The sequence below is a fragment of the Bacillus bingmayongensis genome (assembly GCF_000299035.1).
GTDB lineage: Bacteria > Bacillota > Bacilli > Bacillales > Bacillaceae_G > Bacillus_A > Bacillus_A bingmayongensis.
This window is the reverse complement of sequence record NZ_JH921517.1, coordinates 526,270-539,111: the sequence shown is the minus strand read 5'-3', so window position 1 is coordinate 539,111 and position 12,842 is coordinate 526,270. Positions and strand designations below refer to the sequence as shown.

At 35.2% G+C, this 12,842-nt stretch carries 15 protein-coding genes; 2 read left to right on the top strand and 13 right to left on the bottom strand.

All coding sequences use genetic code 11. The features are described from left to right. Positions 1 to 42: 42 nt before the first annotated feature. Positions 43 to 816 carry a Cof-type HAD-IIB family hydrolase gene (locus Y7E_RS0109910; protein ID WP_017151118.1) on the bottom strand — a complete coding sequence of 258 codons (774 nt, stop codon included), beginning with the start codon at positions 814 to 816 and terminating at the stop codon, positions 43 to 45. Between the two features lie 594 nt (positions 817 to 1,410). Here Y7E_RS0109910 and Y7E_RS0109900 point away from each other — a divergent pair. Next, a complete protein-coding gene (locus Y7E_RS0109900; RefSeq protein ID WP_017151117.1) occupies positions 1,411 to 1,623 on the top strand; it encodes a DNA-dependent RNA polymerase subunit epsilon in 213 nt (70 codons plus the stop codon). Between the two features lie 3 nt (positions 1,624 to 1,626). Beyond that, the gene (gene rnjA / locus Y7E_RS0109895) at positions 1,627 to 3,294 is read left to right on the top strand and encodes a ribonuclease J1 (protein WP_017151116.1); all 1,668 of its coding nucleotides are present in this window, start codon (positions 1,627 to 1,629) and stop codon (positions 3,292 to 3,294) included. Between the two features lie 693 nt (positions 3,295 to 3,987). On the opposite strand, the gene Y7E_RS0109890 is transcribed toward rnjA, so the two are convergent. The 12 genes from Y7E_RS0109890 to Y7E_RS0109840 all read right to left on the bottom strand — a co-directional run bounded on the left by Y7E_RS0109890 (position 3,988) and on the right by Y7E_RS0109840 (position 12,710). Beyond that, a complete protein-coding gene (locus Y7E_RS0109890; RefSeq protein ID WP_017151115.1) occupies positions 3,988 to 4,653 on the bottom strand; it encodes a potassium channel family protein in 666 nt (221 codons plus the stop codon). A gap of 87 nt (positions 4,654 to 4,740) precedes the next feature. Continuing rightward, positions 4,741 to 5,607 (bottom strand): cytochrome c oxidase assembly protein, encoded by an 867-nt coding sequence (locus Y7E_RS0109885; RefSeq protein ID WP_017151114.1) that lies wholly within the window; start codon positions 5,605 to 5,607, stop codon positions 4,741 to 4,743. 403 nt (positions 5,608 to 6,010) lie between these two features. Next, a complete protein-coding gene (locus tag Y7E_RS0109880) occupies positions 6,011 to 6,469 on the bottom strand; it encodes a TlpA disulfide reductase family protein (protein ID WP_017151113.1) in 459 nt (152 codons plus the stop codon). 74 nt (positions 6,470 to 6,543) lie between these two features. Continuing rightward, positions 6,544 to 7,092, bottom strand: coding sequence for a peroxiredoxin (locus tag Y7E_RS0109875; RefSeq protein WP_003199933.1), 549 nt, complete (start codon positions 7,090 to 7,092; stop codon positions 6,544 to 6,546). A gap of 200 nt (positions 7,093 to 7,292) precedes the next feature. Then, positions 7,293 to 8,423, bottom strand: a complete 1,131-nt coding sequence (locus Y7E_RS0109870) for an N-acetyldiaminopimelate deacetylase (protein ID WP_017151112.1) — start codon at positions 8,421 to 8,423, stop codon at positions 7,293 to 7,295. Between the two features lie 58 nt (positions 8,424 to 8,481). After that, a complete protein-coding gene (gene dapD / locus Y7E_RS0109865; RefSeq protein WP_017151111.1) occupies positions 8,482 to 9,204 on the bottom strand; it encodes a 2,3,4,5-tetrahydropyridine-2,6-dicarboxylate N-acetyltransferase in 723 nt (240 codons plus the stop codon). A gap of 71 nt (positions 9,205 to 9,275) precedes the next feature. Further along, on the bottom strand, positions 9,276 to 10,133 hold the full coding sequence (locus Y7E_RS0109860) for a LysR family transcriptional regulator (protein ID WP_017151110.1): 858 nt from the start codon (positions 10,131 to 10,133) through the stop codon (positions 9,276 to 9,278). Between the two features lie 363 nt (positions 10,134 to 10,496). Next, positions 10,497 to 10,940 carry a cyclic-di-AMP-binding protein CbpB gene (gene cbpB, locus Y7E_RS0109855; RefSeq protein ID WP_017151109.1) on the bottom strand — a complete coding sequence of 148 codons (444 nt, stop codon included), beginning with the start codon at positions 10,938 to 10,940 and terminating at the stop codon, positions 10,497 to 10,499. A gap of 250 nt (positions 10,941 to 11,190) precedes the next feature. Then, positions 11,191 to 11,382 carry an antirepressor AbbA gene (gene abbA / locus Y7E_RS0109850; RefSeq protein ID WP_017151108.1) on the bottom strand — a complete coding sequence of 64 codons (192 nt, stop codon included), beginning with the start codon at positions 11,380 to 11,382 and terminating at the stop codon, positions 11,191 to 11,193. A gap of 82 nt (positions 11,383 to 11,464) precedes the next feature. Continuing rightward, positions 11,465 to 11,983, bottom strand: coding sequence for a ribonuclease H-like YkuK family protein (locus tag Y7E_RS0109845; RefSeq protein WP_017151107.1), 519 nt, complete (start codon positions 11,981 to 11,983; stop codon positions 11,465 to 11,467). A 74-nt stretch (positions 11,984 to 12,057) separates the two neighbouring features. Further along, positions 12,058 to 12,207 (bottom strand): hypothetical protein, encoded by a 150-nt coding sequence (locus Y7E_RS33610; RefSeq protein WP_042511459.1) that lies wholly within the window; start codon positions 12,205 to 12,207, stop codon positions 12,058 to 12,060. Between the two features lie 266 nt (positions 12,208 to 12,473). After that, positions 12,474 to 12,710: a YkuJ family protein gene (locus Y7E_RS0109840; RefSeq protein WP_000055151.1), complete on the bottom strand. Its 237-nt coding sequence runs from the start codon at positions 12,708 to 12,710 to the stop codon at positions 12,474 to 12,476. Positions 12,711 to 12,842: the final 132 nt, after the last annotated feature.

Sequence of the window (12,842 nt, the reverse complement as noted above, 5' to 3'; positions counted from 1 at the left end):
GCTCCTGCTTTTTTGTTATGAAATGGTTCTCATACTCTTTTGTTACAATAAACGAGCCCACTGTAAACCGTGAAGAATTCCATCTTCACTAACATCTTTCGTCACATAATTAGCAAGCTTTTTCAAATCTTCATGACCATTCCCCATCACAATACCTGTTCCTACTGCTTCAATCATTTCTAGATCATTTAACCCATCTCCAAAAGCATAAACTTGTTCACGCTTAAATCCTAATTTCTCAATGAATTTTTCAATTCCCTTTGCTTTTGAACCACCATTTGGGATAATGTCCATAGAATACGCATGCCAACGAATAAAATGAAAATCTGGATAATCATGAATAAACTTTTCTTCCTCACCCACTTGGCAGAAAAGCAGCGTTTGATAAACGTCACGATTTTCATAAAAACTTGGTTCGTACAATGGATGCTCAAATTGCAGACTTCCAAAACTTTCTTTTACATAATCATGGTATTCTACTGTCGCTTTCATATCCTTATGATCTAAATAAACAAGTGGGTATCCCTCTTGCTTCGCAAATGTTGTAAATGTATGTAACGTATTAGGTTGTAATGGATTTTTAAATATAACCTCATCTTCAAATACAACATATTGACCATTAAAGCTAACATAATTATGAATATTAAGCTCATTGCGAATATCTTCAAACATGAAAGGCGCACGCCCTGTCGCAATTGCCACATGTACTCCTTTTTCTTGCAACGTACGCACTGCTTCTCTTGTAGATTGTGGAATTTTTTTATCATGATCTAATAATGTTCCATCAATATCAAAAAAGACGATTTTATCATTCATTTTCAAAATCCTTTCTAACTCTTCTATGTTCCTACCTTGACTACTTCTTTTCAAATCCTAAAAAAAAGTATAACATTTTAAACATCTGTGAAGAAAGCGTTCACTTTCTAACCTTATTCACGAAATATGCATATACTATCAAAAGAATATTGATATTTGTTTGAATGAATTTTCTTTTCTAATCTATCTCATACTATATTCATAACTGGGGTCATACTGCCTGTGAGAGCAAAAAACGTAACACGAGATTACGTCTGCATGAGCCAATAAGATCCACTGAACATCCGGACGGTAATTCCCCTCATTTATCTTCTATGATTTCCTAGTATATGGAGATGAAAAGTTACTAGTAATAAACAAGGAATAAGCATGCATGTTTGAAATAAGGAAAGGAAGGAGTAATCATGCTGAAGAAGCTGAAGAAAAAGCTAAAACGATATTTAAACGATTTAGTCCGTAAAAAGACCATGGCTTAAATCGTGCCCATTTCGGGCTTTTTCTTCATTCTCATTCGAAAAAACATGAAAATCATGACTATTTGCTTTATAATAGGTAACAGATAATGCAAAACATAGACAAGGAGAGGTTTTCCCAATGATTTTTAAAGTATTCTATCAAGAAAAAATGACTGAGGTTCCAGTACGTGAAAATACAAAAGTTTTATATTTAGAAGCTGAATCCCAAAGAGACGTTCGTACAAAATTACAAAAGTTCGCTTATAATATTGAGTTTGTCCAATCTGTTACTGGCGCTCATCTTGAATACGAAAAAGAAAATGCTGATTTAACATTAACGGAGATCGTATAATTTATGAAATTCCTAAAAAATGATCAGGCAGCCGTTTTTGCTCTTGGTGGACTCGGTGAAATCGGCAAAAATACATATGCTGTCCAATTTCAAGATGAAATTATTATAATTGATGCTGGAATTAAGTTTCCAGAAGACGAACTTCTCGGAATCGACTATGTGATTCCTGATTACACGTATTTTGTACGAAACGAAGATAAAATTAAGGGTTTATTTATTACTCATGGTCATGAAGATCATATTGGTGGTATCCCTTATCTATTACGTCAAGTGAACATCCCAATTTACGGTGGGAAATTAGCAATTGCTTTAATTAAAAACAAATTAGAAGAGCACGGATTACTTCGAAAAGCAAAACTTTACGAAATTCAAGAAGACGATGTCATCAAATTCAAAAAGACATCTGTATCGTTCTTCCGCACGACACACAGTATTCCAGATTCATACGGTGTTGTAGTGAAAACACCGCAAGGACAAATTGTTCATACGGGAGACTTTAAATTTGATTTCACACCAGTAGGTGAACCAGCAGACTTAACAAAAATGGCCGAAATCGGTAAAGACGGCGTACTTTGTCTTTTATCCGATAGTACGAACAGTGAAGTACCTAACTTTACGATGTCTGAACGCCGCGTCGGCGATAGTATTCAGGATATTTTCCGCAAAGTAGAAGGACGTATTATTTTTGCAACCTTTGCATCAAACATTCATCGTTTGCAGCAAGTTGTCGAAGCAGCTGTTGAAAACAATCGTAAAGTGGCTGTATTTGGTCGAAGCATGGAAGCTGCGATTGAAATCGGTCATGATCTTGGTTATATTCGCTGTCCAAAGGATACATTTATAGAAGCGTCTCAACTGAATCGACTACCAGCTAACAAAGTCGTGATTTTATGTACAGGTAGCCAAGGAGAACCAATGGCAGCACTTTCCCGCATCGCGAATGGAACACACCGTCAAATTCAAATTATTCCTGGCGATACAGTTGTTTTCTCTTCTTCACCGATTCCAGGGAATACGGTTAGCGTAAGCCGCACAATTAATATGTTATACCGTGCTGGCGCTGATGTTATTCATGGGAAACTTTCAAACATTCACACGAGTGGTCATGGTGGACAAGAAGAACAAAAGTTAATGCTACGTCTTATTAAACCTAAATACTTTATGCCAATTCACGGTGAATTCCGCATGCAACGTATGCATATGAAATTAGCAAACGATTGTGGTATTCCAGAAGAAAATTGCTTCATTATGGATAATGGTGATGTTCTTGCCTTACGTTCAGACGAAGCAAACGTTGCTGGAAAAATCCCATCCGGTTCTGTTTATATTGATGGAAACGGTATTGGTGATATTGGTAACATTGTACTTCGCGACCGTCGTATTCTTTCTGAAGAAGGACTTGTTATCGTAGTTGTTAGCATTGATATGAAAGAATTTAAAGTTGCAGCAGGACCTGATATTATCTCTCGTGGATTCGTTTATATGCGTGAGAGTAGCGATTTAATCAATGATGCTCAAACGTTAATTACAACGCATCTTGAAAAAGTAATGGAGAGAAAAACAACACAATGGTCTGAAATTAAAAATGAGATTACAGATACATTAGCACCATTCTTGTATGAAAAAACAAAACGCCGTCCGATGATTTTACCAATCATTATGGAAATATAAAAAAGAGGCATCGCAAATAAATAGCATATTTATAAAAAGACCAATTCGTTATGTGAATTGGTCTTTTTCAATCAATAATATAATCATGGTTATTGACTTGTAGCGTATGAAATTACAATAAAAATAGATATGCTAAGTAGGAAAATTCACGCTTAAACTAACGGTGGAGTTTACCTAAAACAGGAAAAATATAATTTTTGTCGAAAAACTTAAATTTGGTTTTCTATCATTAGTGAAGAGGATTGCTATGGAACGAACTATTTCTGTCAATAAAGCAATATTATTATGCACAAAGCATTTCTTATTAGGTAGGTGTGAACGGTGTTATATAAAGTGAAACTTTAATCAGTGGGGGGATTCTCCCCCCACTGATTAAAGTTTCACTTTTACAGGCAGTTTATCTCCCACCTAACTTCTTTGCTTTCGCCGAATTTTGAGGTGAGAGTATTACTGTCCGCAAATAGCGGAATAAACTAGACAATTTTATCTTTCGTCCATTAAGGCGTATCAAAGCATTGAAAAAAGGCTTGATTTAAAACCAAGCCTTTTTATACTAAATTTAATGCTACTTCATATGCTAACCCTGTTATGAGTTCATAAGATATTCAACTCTTATTTTGTTTTTTCTCTACAGTATCAGAATTACTTAGCTTACAAACATTGTCCTCATACTCTTTGTATCGAGAAAAATTTTTATCGTAAGAAATGCTTAAATCGATCTACTTCATCATCATGACCAATTACAATTAAAATATCTCCCGCCTGGATATTTTCTGTAGCTCGAGGAGAAACAATAACTTCCTTCCCTCGCTTAATTGCAACAATGTTTAATCCAAACTTCGCACGGATATCCAGTTCAATTAAAGAGTGACCATCAATCTTCTTATTTGCAATAATTTCTACAATACTGTGCTCATCCGAAAGCTCTAAGTAATCTAATACATTACTTGAAGCAATATTATTTGCAATCCGTTTTCCCATATCACGTTCAGGATGGACAATATGATCTGCTCCTATTTTAGTTAACACTTTTTCATGATAATCATTTTGAGCCTTAACAGTAATATTCTTTACCCCTAATTCCTTTAAAATAAGAGTCGTTAAAATACTTGCATTTAAATTATCTCCAATTGCAACAACAACATGGTCAAAATTACGAATACCGAGACTTTTTAACACCATCTCATCTGTTGAATCTGCAATCACTGCATGCGAAGCAATATTTGCAAATTCATTAATTTTATCTTCATCTAAGTCAATAGCCATTACTTCCATACCTAATTGAGCTAATTCACGACAAATACTGCCTCCAAAACGTCCAAGTCCAATGACAGCAAATTCTTTCTCTTTCTCACTCACATGAATTCCTCCAATAACATCAAGTCCTATCTATTTTTATTGTAGTATACGTTATATTCGCCACAAAGACTAGCAATCAACCTATACTTATTTTTGCTTTTGTATATAGAAATACTGCTGCAAATAAAATGCGATAATACAAATGAGCATAGCAAAAACAAAAATGTTTCCAAACGAACTAAACGTTTGAAATACAAATAATAATGTTTCTTGACCAAAAAAGGCAAATAAAAGCTGTGTAAAAGCAAATAAGAGCGCCCATTTATAGTGCTGTTGATGAAATAAATAATGAGTTGCTCCTAAAAATGCACAAAATGAAATGATAAAAATCCACCATGCTTCTAAAAACACTTGCCATCCTGCAAAGTTATATCCATTTACAACAAGTGCAATGATTCCAATGACCAGCATTGTGGGGACACTCCAAATTAACGCTCGATTTCGAAAAAATTGACGTCCATTAGAATCGCCTTTTTCATTTGCGCAATACGTTAAAAATGCTGTACTTATATACAGGACAGAAAGAATTGTTAATACGATGATTAACCAAAAATGCAACTGATTATATTCATGTTCTATATTCGTAACAATCGCTGCTAACATACTTGGAATCAACATACCTGTCCATCCGTCAATTTTCCTTTCATTCCAAAACACAGCATTTCCTATTCGAATACCTAAAAGCATAAAAATAATCACACCAATTACAAATAACGTTGTCTTATTTCCAACTAAGCTTGTTGAAAAAGCAATTAAACCAATAAATAAAAAAAGAACAAATCCATTCATGATTTCTAATACTGGTGACAAATAACCTTTCACCCATTTATATGTTTCTTCATATTCGCGTTTATTTGCTAAGCGATATGCATAAAAACTTATCCCGAAATAAACCGCTGCAATAATAACATATGCATATAAAAAGAAACATAAAATTACACTGCCAATCTGCACCTGATTCCCCACCCTTTTTTTCTATGTATCACATTGATTTTACACATTTTTCGCATAAAAAGTAAACTAAAACATCCAGTTCCATTTCCTTCAGTAAAATTTTCATTTCTAAATCAGCACACAAGAGGCGTATCTCTCATTTATCCTGCTATTTATAAAGTTCAACTATAATCAGTGGGGGTTTTCTTCATCCCCCACTGATTATAGTTGAACGAATCGGGCTTTTACAGGCAGTTGTCCCCTACCTATTCCCCTCATTTCTCTCTGAATCTTGAGGTGGGGTCTTACTGCCCACGAATAGCGGATAAAAACAAAAACCTCCTAATAAAAAGGAGGTTTTTGCACATATCAAAAAACTTCTACTTCCAAACTACTCTAGCATGTAAGTAAAAGAATTCACATCTTATTCAGCTTCTTTTTTCGCTTCATCTAACACACGATTTACTCGTTTTGTTAGCATTTTCATCCCACTTCCGCCCGCTTGGAAATGACGAAGGACACCATCTTTATCAAATACATAATACGCTGGTACATATTGGTTTTCAAATGCATCTGCAATCTTATGTTGATTATCCACTAAAATTGTTTGGGATATTCCGTGTTCTTTTGCAACTACTTCCACTTGCTCAAGGTTTAAATCTTCTTCTGAACGTGGCATATGAACTGCAACAACATTTAATTGCTCTTTATATTCATCACGGAATGCATTAATATCTGGCATTGCTTCCTTACATAAGTGACAACTAACAGACCAGAAATGAATAAGTGTTGGCTTTTCGCCAATTAGTGACTCACGTACTACTTCTCCATTCAATACTGTTGTTGCACCGTCTAAAGAAGGCATTGGTTGACGTAATTTCATGATTTTTCCCCCTTACAAATGTAGAGAAAGGTCTAACAAAATATTGTTAGACCCTCCTATATTTCACAATAAAATTAAACGTTTAAAGTTGCTTGACCTGGTTTCCAGTTTGCTGGGCAAAGTCCACCAGTTTGAAGAGCTTGAAGAACACGAATTACTTCGTCAACTTCACGGCCAATGTTGTTGTGATGTACAACTTGGTACATTAATTCGCCTTCTGGGCTAATGATGAATAGACCACGAAGTGCGATACCTTCTTCTTCAAGTAATACACCGTAGTCACGAGATACTACATGGTTAGTATCAGCAGCTAGAGGGTATTTTAATTCACCTAAACCGTTTTTCGTACGGTCAGTGTTAATCCAAGCTAAGTGAGTGTGGATTGTATCAGTAGATACACCAATTACTTCTGCATCTAAATCTTCGAACTCATCATAACGATCAGAAAGTGCGATGATTTCTGTTGGACATACGAAAGTGAAGTCCATTGGATAGAAGAAAAGTACTGTCCATTTGTCCTGTTTCATAACCTCTTCAAGACTTACTTTACCAAATTCTTTGTTTGGCATAACAGCGTCCATTTCAAATCGTGGCGCTTGTTTTGCTACCATACGTTCTGCCATATGTATCAACCTCCGTAAATTTTTATCATATATTGTCTACTCTTGTATTATATAAGAGGAATTAGTTTTTAGTCAATTTTATTTGATAATTATTATAAAATAACTTACTAACAACTTGTTCCTCCATCTACCATTATAAAGTATTGTGTTAGAATTACAAAAAAAAATGCATTATAATTTTCCACAAAAAAGAACAGGCTTTAACCCCTGTTCCCTTTCCATTTTACATATTGATTTAAAAACGTAATGGTTTGTTCTATTGCCTCTTCTTTTGGTTGTAACTTTGCATGATGTAAGCCATATTCTGAGTCTACCCCAAGCCAAAACATAAATCCTGGAATATCACGAAGCATATATCCGAAATCTTCCCCTGTCATCGCCTCTGTACATGTAACAACATTCATATTCGTTTGCTCAGATGCAAACAGCATAAACTCCTGTGTTAGCTTCTCATGATTATATACTTGATGATACATCGCTCCATAATCAATAACAGCTTCACATTGAAATGCCGCTTCGATACCTGCGACAATCGCTTCGATTCGGCTCTTCACTCGGCTCATCGATTCAACAGATAGTGTTCTGATTGTCCCTTCTAGGCGTGACTTTTCTGCAATGATGTTTTGGACTGTACCACCTGTAATTTTACCAATTGTAATAACGGCGCTATCAAGCGGATTCACATTACGGCTAATTACTGATTGAAGCTGTGTAACAAGATGACTAGCGGCAACAATCATGTCATTTGCTGTATGTGGATATGCTGCATGTCCACCTTTTCCTTTTAAATCAATATATAGTTCTGATGTATTTGCAAATAGCAATCCTTCTTTTGTTGCGATTGTCCCTACTGGATACTCAGGTGCGATATGAAGACCAAGGATCATATCTGGTTTCCATTCCTTCAACTCTTCACTTTCTAACATAGGAAGAGCGCCACCTGGACCTTCTTCAGCTGGTTGGAATAGAAAAACAAGATCATCATCTATTCTTTCATTTACAGCAGCTGTTAGAAGCCCTAAACCAATTGTAGTATGAAAATCATGACCGCATGCATGCATCATTCCTTCGTGAACAGAAGTAAATTCATATCCTGTTTCCTCCGGAATTAGTAGGCCATCAATATCTGCACGATAGCCAATTGTTTTTTCTGGTTTTTTCCCCTTTACTTTAACGATAACACCTGTTTTCCATGTTTTCACTTCAAGATATTCACTAGGAAGGGTACCGATATAATTTAAAATATATTGTTGTGTTTTCCACTCTTGAAAGCCTAATTCTGGAATTTTATGTAATTCTCTACGAATTTGTACAAATTTACTGACTGTCATGTCTCCACCACCATTTATAAAAAGCGTAAGAGCTTATCTGCCCTTACGCTTTCGTTCTTTATTTTTCTGGGTTTAATTGACGAAGTTCTTGTTTAATTTCTGTTTTTGCTTTTGTCTTCTCATCAATTTCTTTAATAACACGCGCTGGTGTTCCTGCAACTACTGTATATGGTGGCACATCTTCTGTCACAATTGCTCCTGCTGCAACAACTGCACCTTTACCCACTGTAACTCCTTCTAGAACAACTACGTTCGCACCAATTACAACATCGTCTTCAACGATAACTGGTTTTGCAGAAGGTGGTTCAATTACACCTGCAAGTACAGCACCAGCACCAACGTGACAGTTTTTACCTACTGTAGCACGTCCGCCAAGCACTGCATTCATATCGATCATTGAACCTTCACCGATTACTGCACCGATATTAATTGTTGCATTCATCATAATAACTGCATTATCACCGATTTCAACATGGTCACGAATAATTGCACCTGGTTCAATACGAGCTTTAATGCCTTTTAAGTCAAGCATTGGAATAGCAGAATTGCGACGGTCGTTTTCAACAACGTAATCTGCAATATGCTTTTTATTTTCTTCAAGAATCGTCTTAATTTCAGACCATTCTCCAAATAAAACACCAGCTTTTTTATTTACAAATGCTTGCACTGTTTCAGGGAATATTACTTCTTTTAAATCCCCTTTTATGTATACCTTTACAGGAGTTTTCTTCTCACTTTTTTGAATAAACGAAATAATTTCGTTTGCATCCATCATTTTCATGCTTGTTGCCTCCTAAATCCATTTATAATGTTACTCTACCAAACGAAAGAGCGACTAGCAAGACAATAATCTTATTTTTCCATTTGAATTTCTTCTATAATATCTAAAAACGCTTGTACTTGTTTCAGTTGCCTTGCAGAATCACTTGTCAACAACCACGTTTCTCGAGTCAACTGAACAGGCGTTTTATATGTCTTTTCTCTTACTTCTTTTAAAACAGTAGAAGGCAACAGCGCATAACCAATTCCATTTAAAACGAGTTGCTTACATGTTTCAATTTGATCAACTACAATCGTTCGTTTAGGCGGATTAGAAAATAAACCATACCACCAATTCTGAATTTGTCCATAGTATGTCGAATCGCTTTTAAATTGTATAAAAGGTCTGTTTGTATCTTTCAACATAGAAATATCTTTAATTTCTGTGTCAACTAAATACAGCTCATCCTCAAATAATTGCTCTTTATGCCCTTTATATTCTTGTTTCCCTCTTAATATTGCTACGTGGACATCCCCTTCATAAAAATGCTTTTGTACTTCACTACTCCATCCTGTAAAGAGGGAAATTTTAACAAATGGATATTTTTGTACAAATCTTTTTAAAACAGGTGGTAACCAATATTGGCCAATCACAGATGCCACAGCTATCTTTAATGTTCCGTATGTTTCCGTACGATAGATTGCTAATTCACTTTTAATTGCCTCTTCTCTTTGCAACATATCTTTCGCGTAATTGGCCACTTTTTCCCCTTCTGGTGTAATTGTCAACCCTTTTTGAGAACGGATAAAAAATTTCATTCCCCATTGTTTTTCCATTGATTGTAAGCGTTGACTGAGCGCAGGCTGTGAAACGAATAAGCGCTCTGCAGCTTTTCTCATATTGGATTCCTGTGCTAAAACAACCATCATTTGAAAATCATCAATTTGCAACTTTCTCCCTCTTTCCTTATCTTACATGTAACCATCTAACCTCAATATATACGTTGCACAATTCTCTAACATGCAATATTTAATTTTTATTTTCAAGAAGCTTGGATGAATTGGCATTTCAATTAAGCTTTTATGCCTTTTACGTCGGTCCCTATATAAAGTGAAACTGTAATCAGCGGAGGGGTCTTCATCCTTCACTGATTATTAGCCCACACCAATCGAGCTTTCCCCACCTATCTTCCTCGTTTCTCTCTTAATCTTGAGGTTTTGGGTCTTACCGCTCGCGAATAGCGGGATAAAATGAAAAAGAGACGCATGATAAAAAAGCGACTTCTCTTTTCATTCGAAGTCGCTTACCCTTCTTTATCGATTATACTGTCTTACTTTTTTATTCAGCAATTTTAAAATAGCACGCCTTGTTAAAATCCCTTCAAAGTACCCATCATTGTTTACAGCACAAATAAATGGATGATCAATTGTCATTTCTAACGCTTTAGCAAATGAATCTTCAAGTCCAAGGTTCGGAATGTCCTTTTTCATTACATGCTCAACTTTCATATCCTCAAGCTTTTCAAATTCAATGCGTTCTAATCCTAAAATACCATCCAAAATCATCGCAGTACTGATTAATCCATGCAATTTATACATAGGATCTAAAACCGGAATCGCAGAATATCCAGACTTTACAAGAACAAGTAAAGCATGTTCTAAGCTATTTCCGATTTGAACATGTGCAACCTTTTCTGATGAAATCATTAAATCTTTAACAAGAACTTGTTGAAACTCATCTTTCGGAATACTAATCATATTATATCCCCCACTTTTTCTCCCTTTTTTCCTGCTAACATGATCTCCAATAGACAATCCATACGTACCTTACTGTTCAAAGTTAATCATATCCACGCCTAAAAGTATCACTTTATTTCCCAGTTCTATTCACATCTTATGATAGCGTTTTCATATTATTATTTTGTCCTTATTATATTCCAACAAAAATAATGATACACAGTCCATTTTACCATAGAACACAAAAAAAAGACTACCTTTCTGGTAGCGCTTAGTATCCTTCATTTTTCAATCGATTAAATAACCTTGCAATTCTTCTATATTGGGAAATATCAGTTTTTTTCAAACCACTTTCAATATCTGTAAGCTCAACAGCTAGGATTTCACTAGCATAGTTTTGACGAAATAAAATATCTAACAGCAAGCTTTTTTCTTCTTTTGTTAAAGTAACTTCCTTCTGCATATACTCCTCTCCTTATTCTTTTTTTCTTACTATTTATTATATAAAATATTTGTTTAGTTTAATAGATGAAAAATTCAGTTTTTTATTTTGTATAGCGATTTGCATAACTAAAAGCTGCATAAGCATCAGGTTTAATTTTTGCAGTTAAACCCATTGCCTTCACCTTCGTTGTCATATCCGAAATAAACTCTTTTGTTAACCCATCCTTCCCTATGTCTAAGTGAATTTCCATTACAAATCCAGCCCCTTCATGAGCATATGGGTGTAATAACTCCCATATGCGTCTTATATGCTCCGGTGTAAACAAATAGGCGATTTCTTGGCTAAACTGTGTTTCTAAATATATTTTTTCACGTAAAGTAGGTGGTTTTTTATGTACGGCTTTATGTTTCAAGCATCCCCATGCTCCTTTCCCAACACGATGAATGTGCACTGCCGTGATAAAACGGGTACCTTTTTGATGCGCTTGTGAATCTGTTCCAATAGATAGTCGATATAAATTGCGTGGATCCCTTTCAATAAAATTACAGATGCGTGAGAAAACTGTTTCAAAATCCATATGCCTCTCTGATACATTATAAAATCGATACTCACCGTCCACATAGTCACGTCCCTTCGATTAGACAGACTTTTGCATTCTCATTGTATGGGACAAAAGAGCAAAATATGACTTTATTATCCTTTACTTGTTTCTATATTTCGAATGGAATACTTACATGCTGGGCAGGTATAAATTACATTCTGGTTAGACTGAGCCGTTAGTACATGATCAATTTCAAATGACATATGACATTTTGGACAAACAACAATTGGTAATCGTTCCACACTCCACATTCCTTTCCAACTTTTAATACCAGTGTAGGAAGAATAAAAAAATCTTATACATATAAAGTGAAACTTTAATGAGTGGGGATTTTCTTCATCCTCACTTATTATTAGTCTTCACCAATCGGGCTTTTATAGGTAGTTATCACTCATATATCTTCTTCACTTCCTTATACTCTTACTACCCGTACCCGTTAATGAAGAATAAAGTTATTATTAAGATCAAAAAAAAGGTACCGCTTCTCACGGTACCTTTTTCGTATGTATCAAGAAATAATATCGTAAATCTCGATCGCAACCATATCAATGTTATCGAATTGATATACTTGTGGCTTTTCGCCTTGTTGATACACTTCTAACTCATACATTTCACTTTTATCAAAAAATTTCACGCTACATTTACGTTCACCGTTCACTTCAAAATAGCGTTGTGCTACTTCACCGCTTTCAGCTTGTTCTTGTAGACTAACAAGTCGAGTTAAAATTCCTTGGAGTAGAGACATGAAATCTCCCCTTTCTCTAATCTTCCTACCAATAGGTTTTACAGCTATACTCATTCTATCCGTCATAACAGAAAAAATGTTCCACACTCTAGGATAAAGCTTCTTGGCAAGAAACTCAACTAAAATTTGTCG

Excerpts from the sequence above, each read along its gene's own strand:
- Y7E_RS0109910 (WP_017151118.1), bottom strand. The coding sequence starts at position 816 with ATGAATGATAAAATCGTCTTTTTTGATATTGATGGAACATTATTAGAT.
- Y7E_RS0109900 (WP_017151117.1), top strand. The coding sequence starts at position 1,411 with ATGATTTTTAAAGTATTCTATCAAGAAAAAATGACTGAGGTTCCAGTA.
- rnjA (WP_017151116.1), top strand. The coding sequence starts at position 1,627 with ATGAAATTCCTAAAAAATGATCAGGCAGCCGTTTTTGCTCTTGGTGGA.
- Y7E_RS0109880 (WP_017151113.1), bottom strand. The coding sequence starts at position 6,469 with ATGAAATTACGTCAACCAATGCCTTCTTTAGACGGTGCAACAACAGTA.
- Y7E_RS0109875 (WP_003199933.1), bottom strand. The coding sequence starts at position 7,092 with ATGGCAGAACGTATGGTAGCAAAACAAGCGCCACGATTTGAAATGGAC.
- Y7E_RS0109870 (WP_017151112.1), bottom strand. The coding sequence starts at position 8,423 with ATGACAGTCAGTAAATTTGTACAAATTCGTAGAGAATTACATAAAATT.
- dapD (WP_017151111.1), bottom strand. The coding sequence starts at position 9,204 with ATGAAAATGATGGATGCAAACGAAATTATTTCGTTTATTCAAAAAAGT.
- cbpB (WP_017151109.1), bottom strand. The coding sequence starts at position 10,940 with ATGATTAGTATTCCGAAAGATGAGTTTCAACAAGTTCTTGTTAAAGAT.
- abbA (WP_017151108.1), bottom strand. The coding sequence starts at position 11,382 with ATGCAGAAGGAAGTTACTTTAACAAAAGAAGAAAAAAGCTTGCTGTTA.
- Y7E_RS0109840 (WP_000055151.1), bottom strand. The coding sequence starts at position 12,710 with ATGTCTCTACTCCAAGGAATTTTAACTCGACTTGTTAGTCTACAAGAA.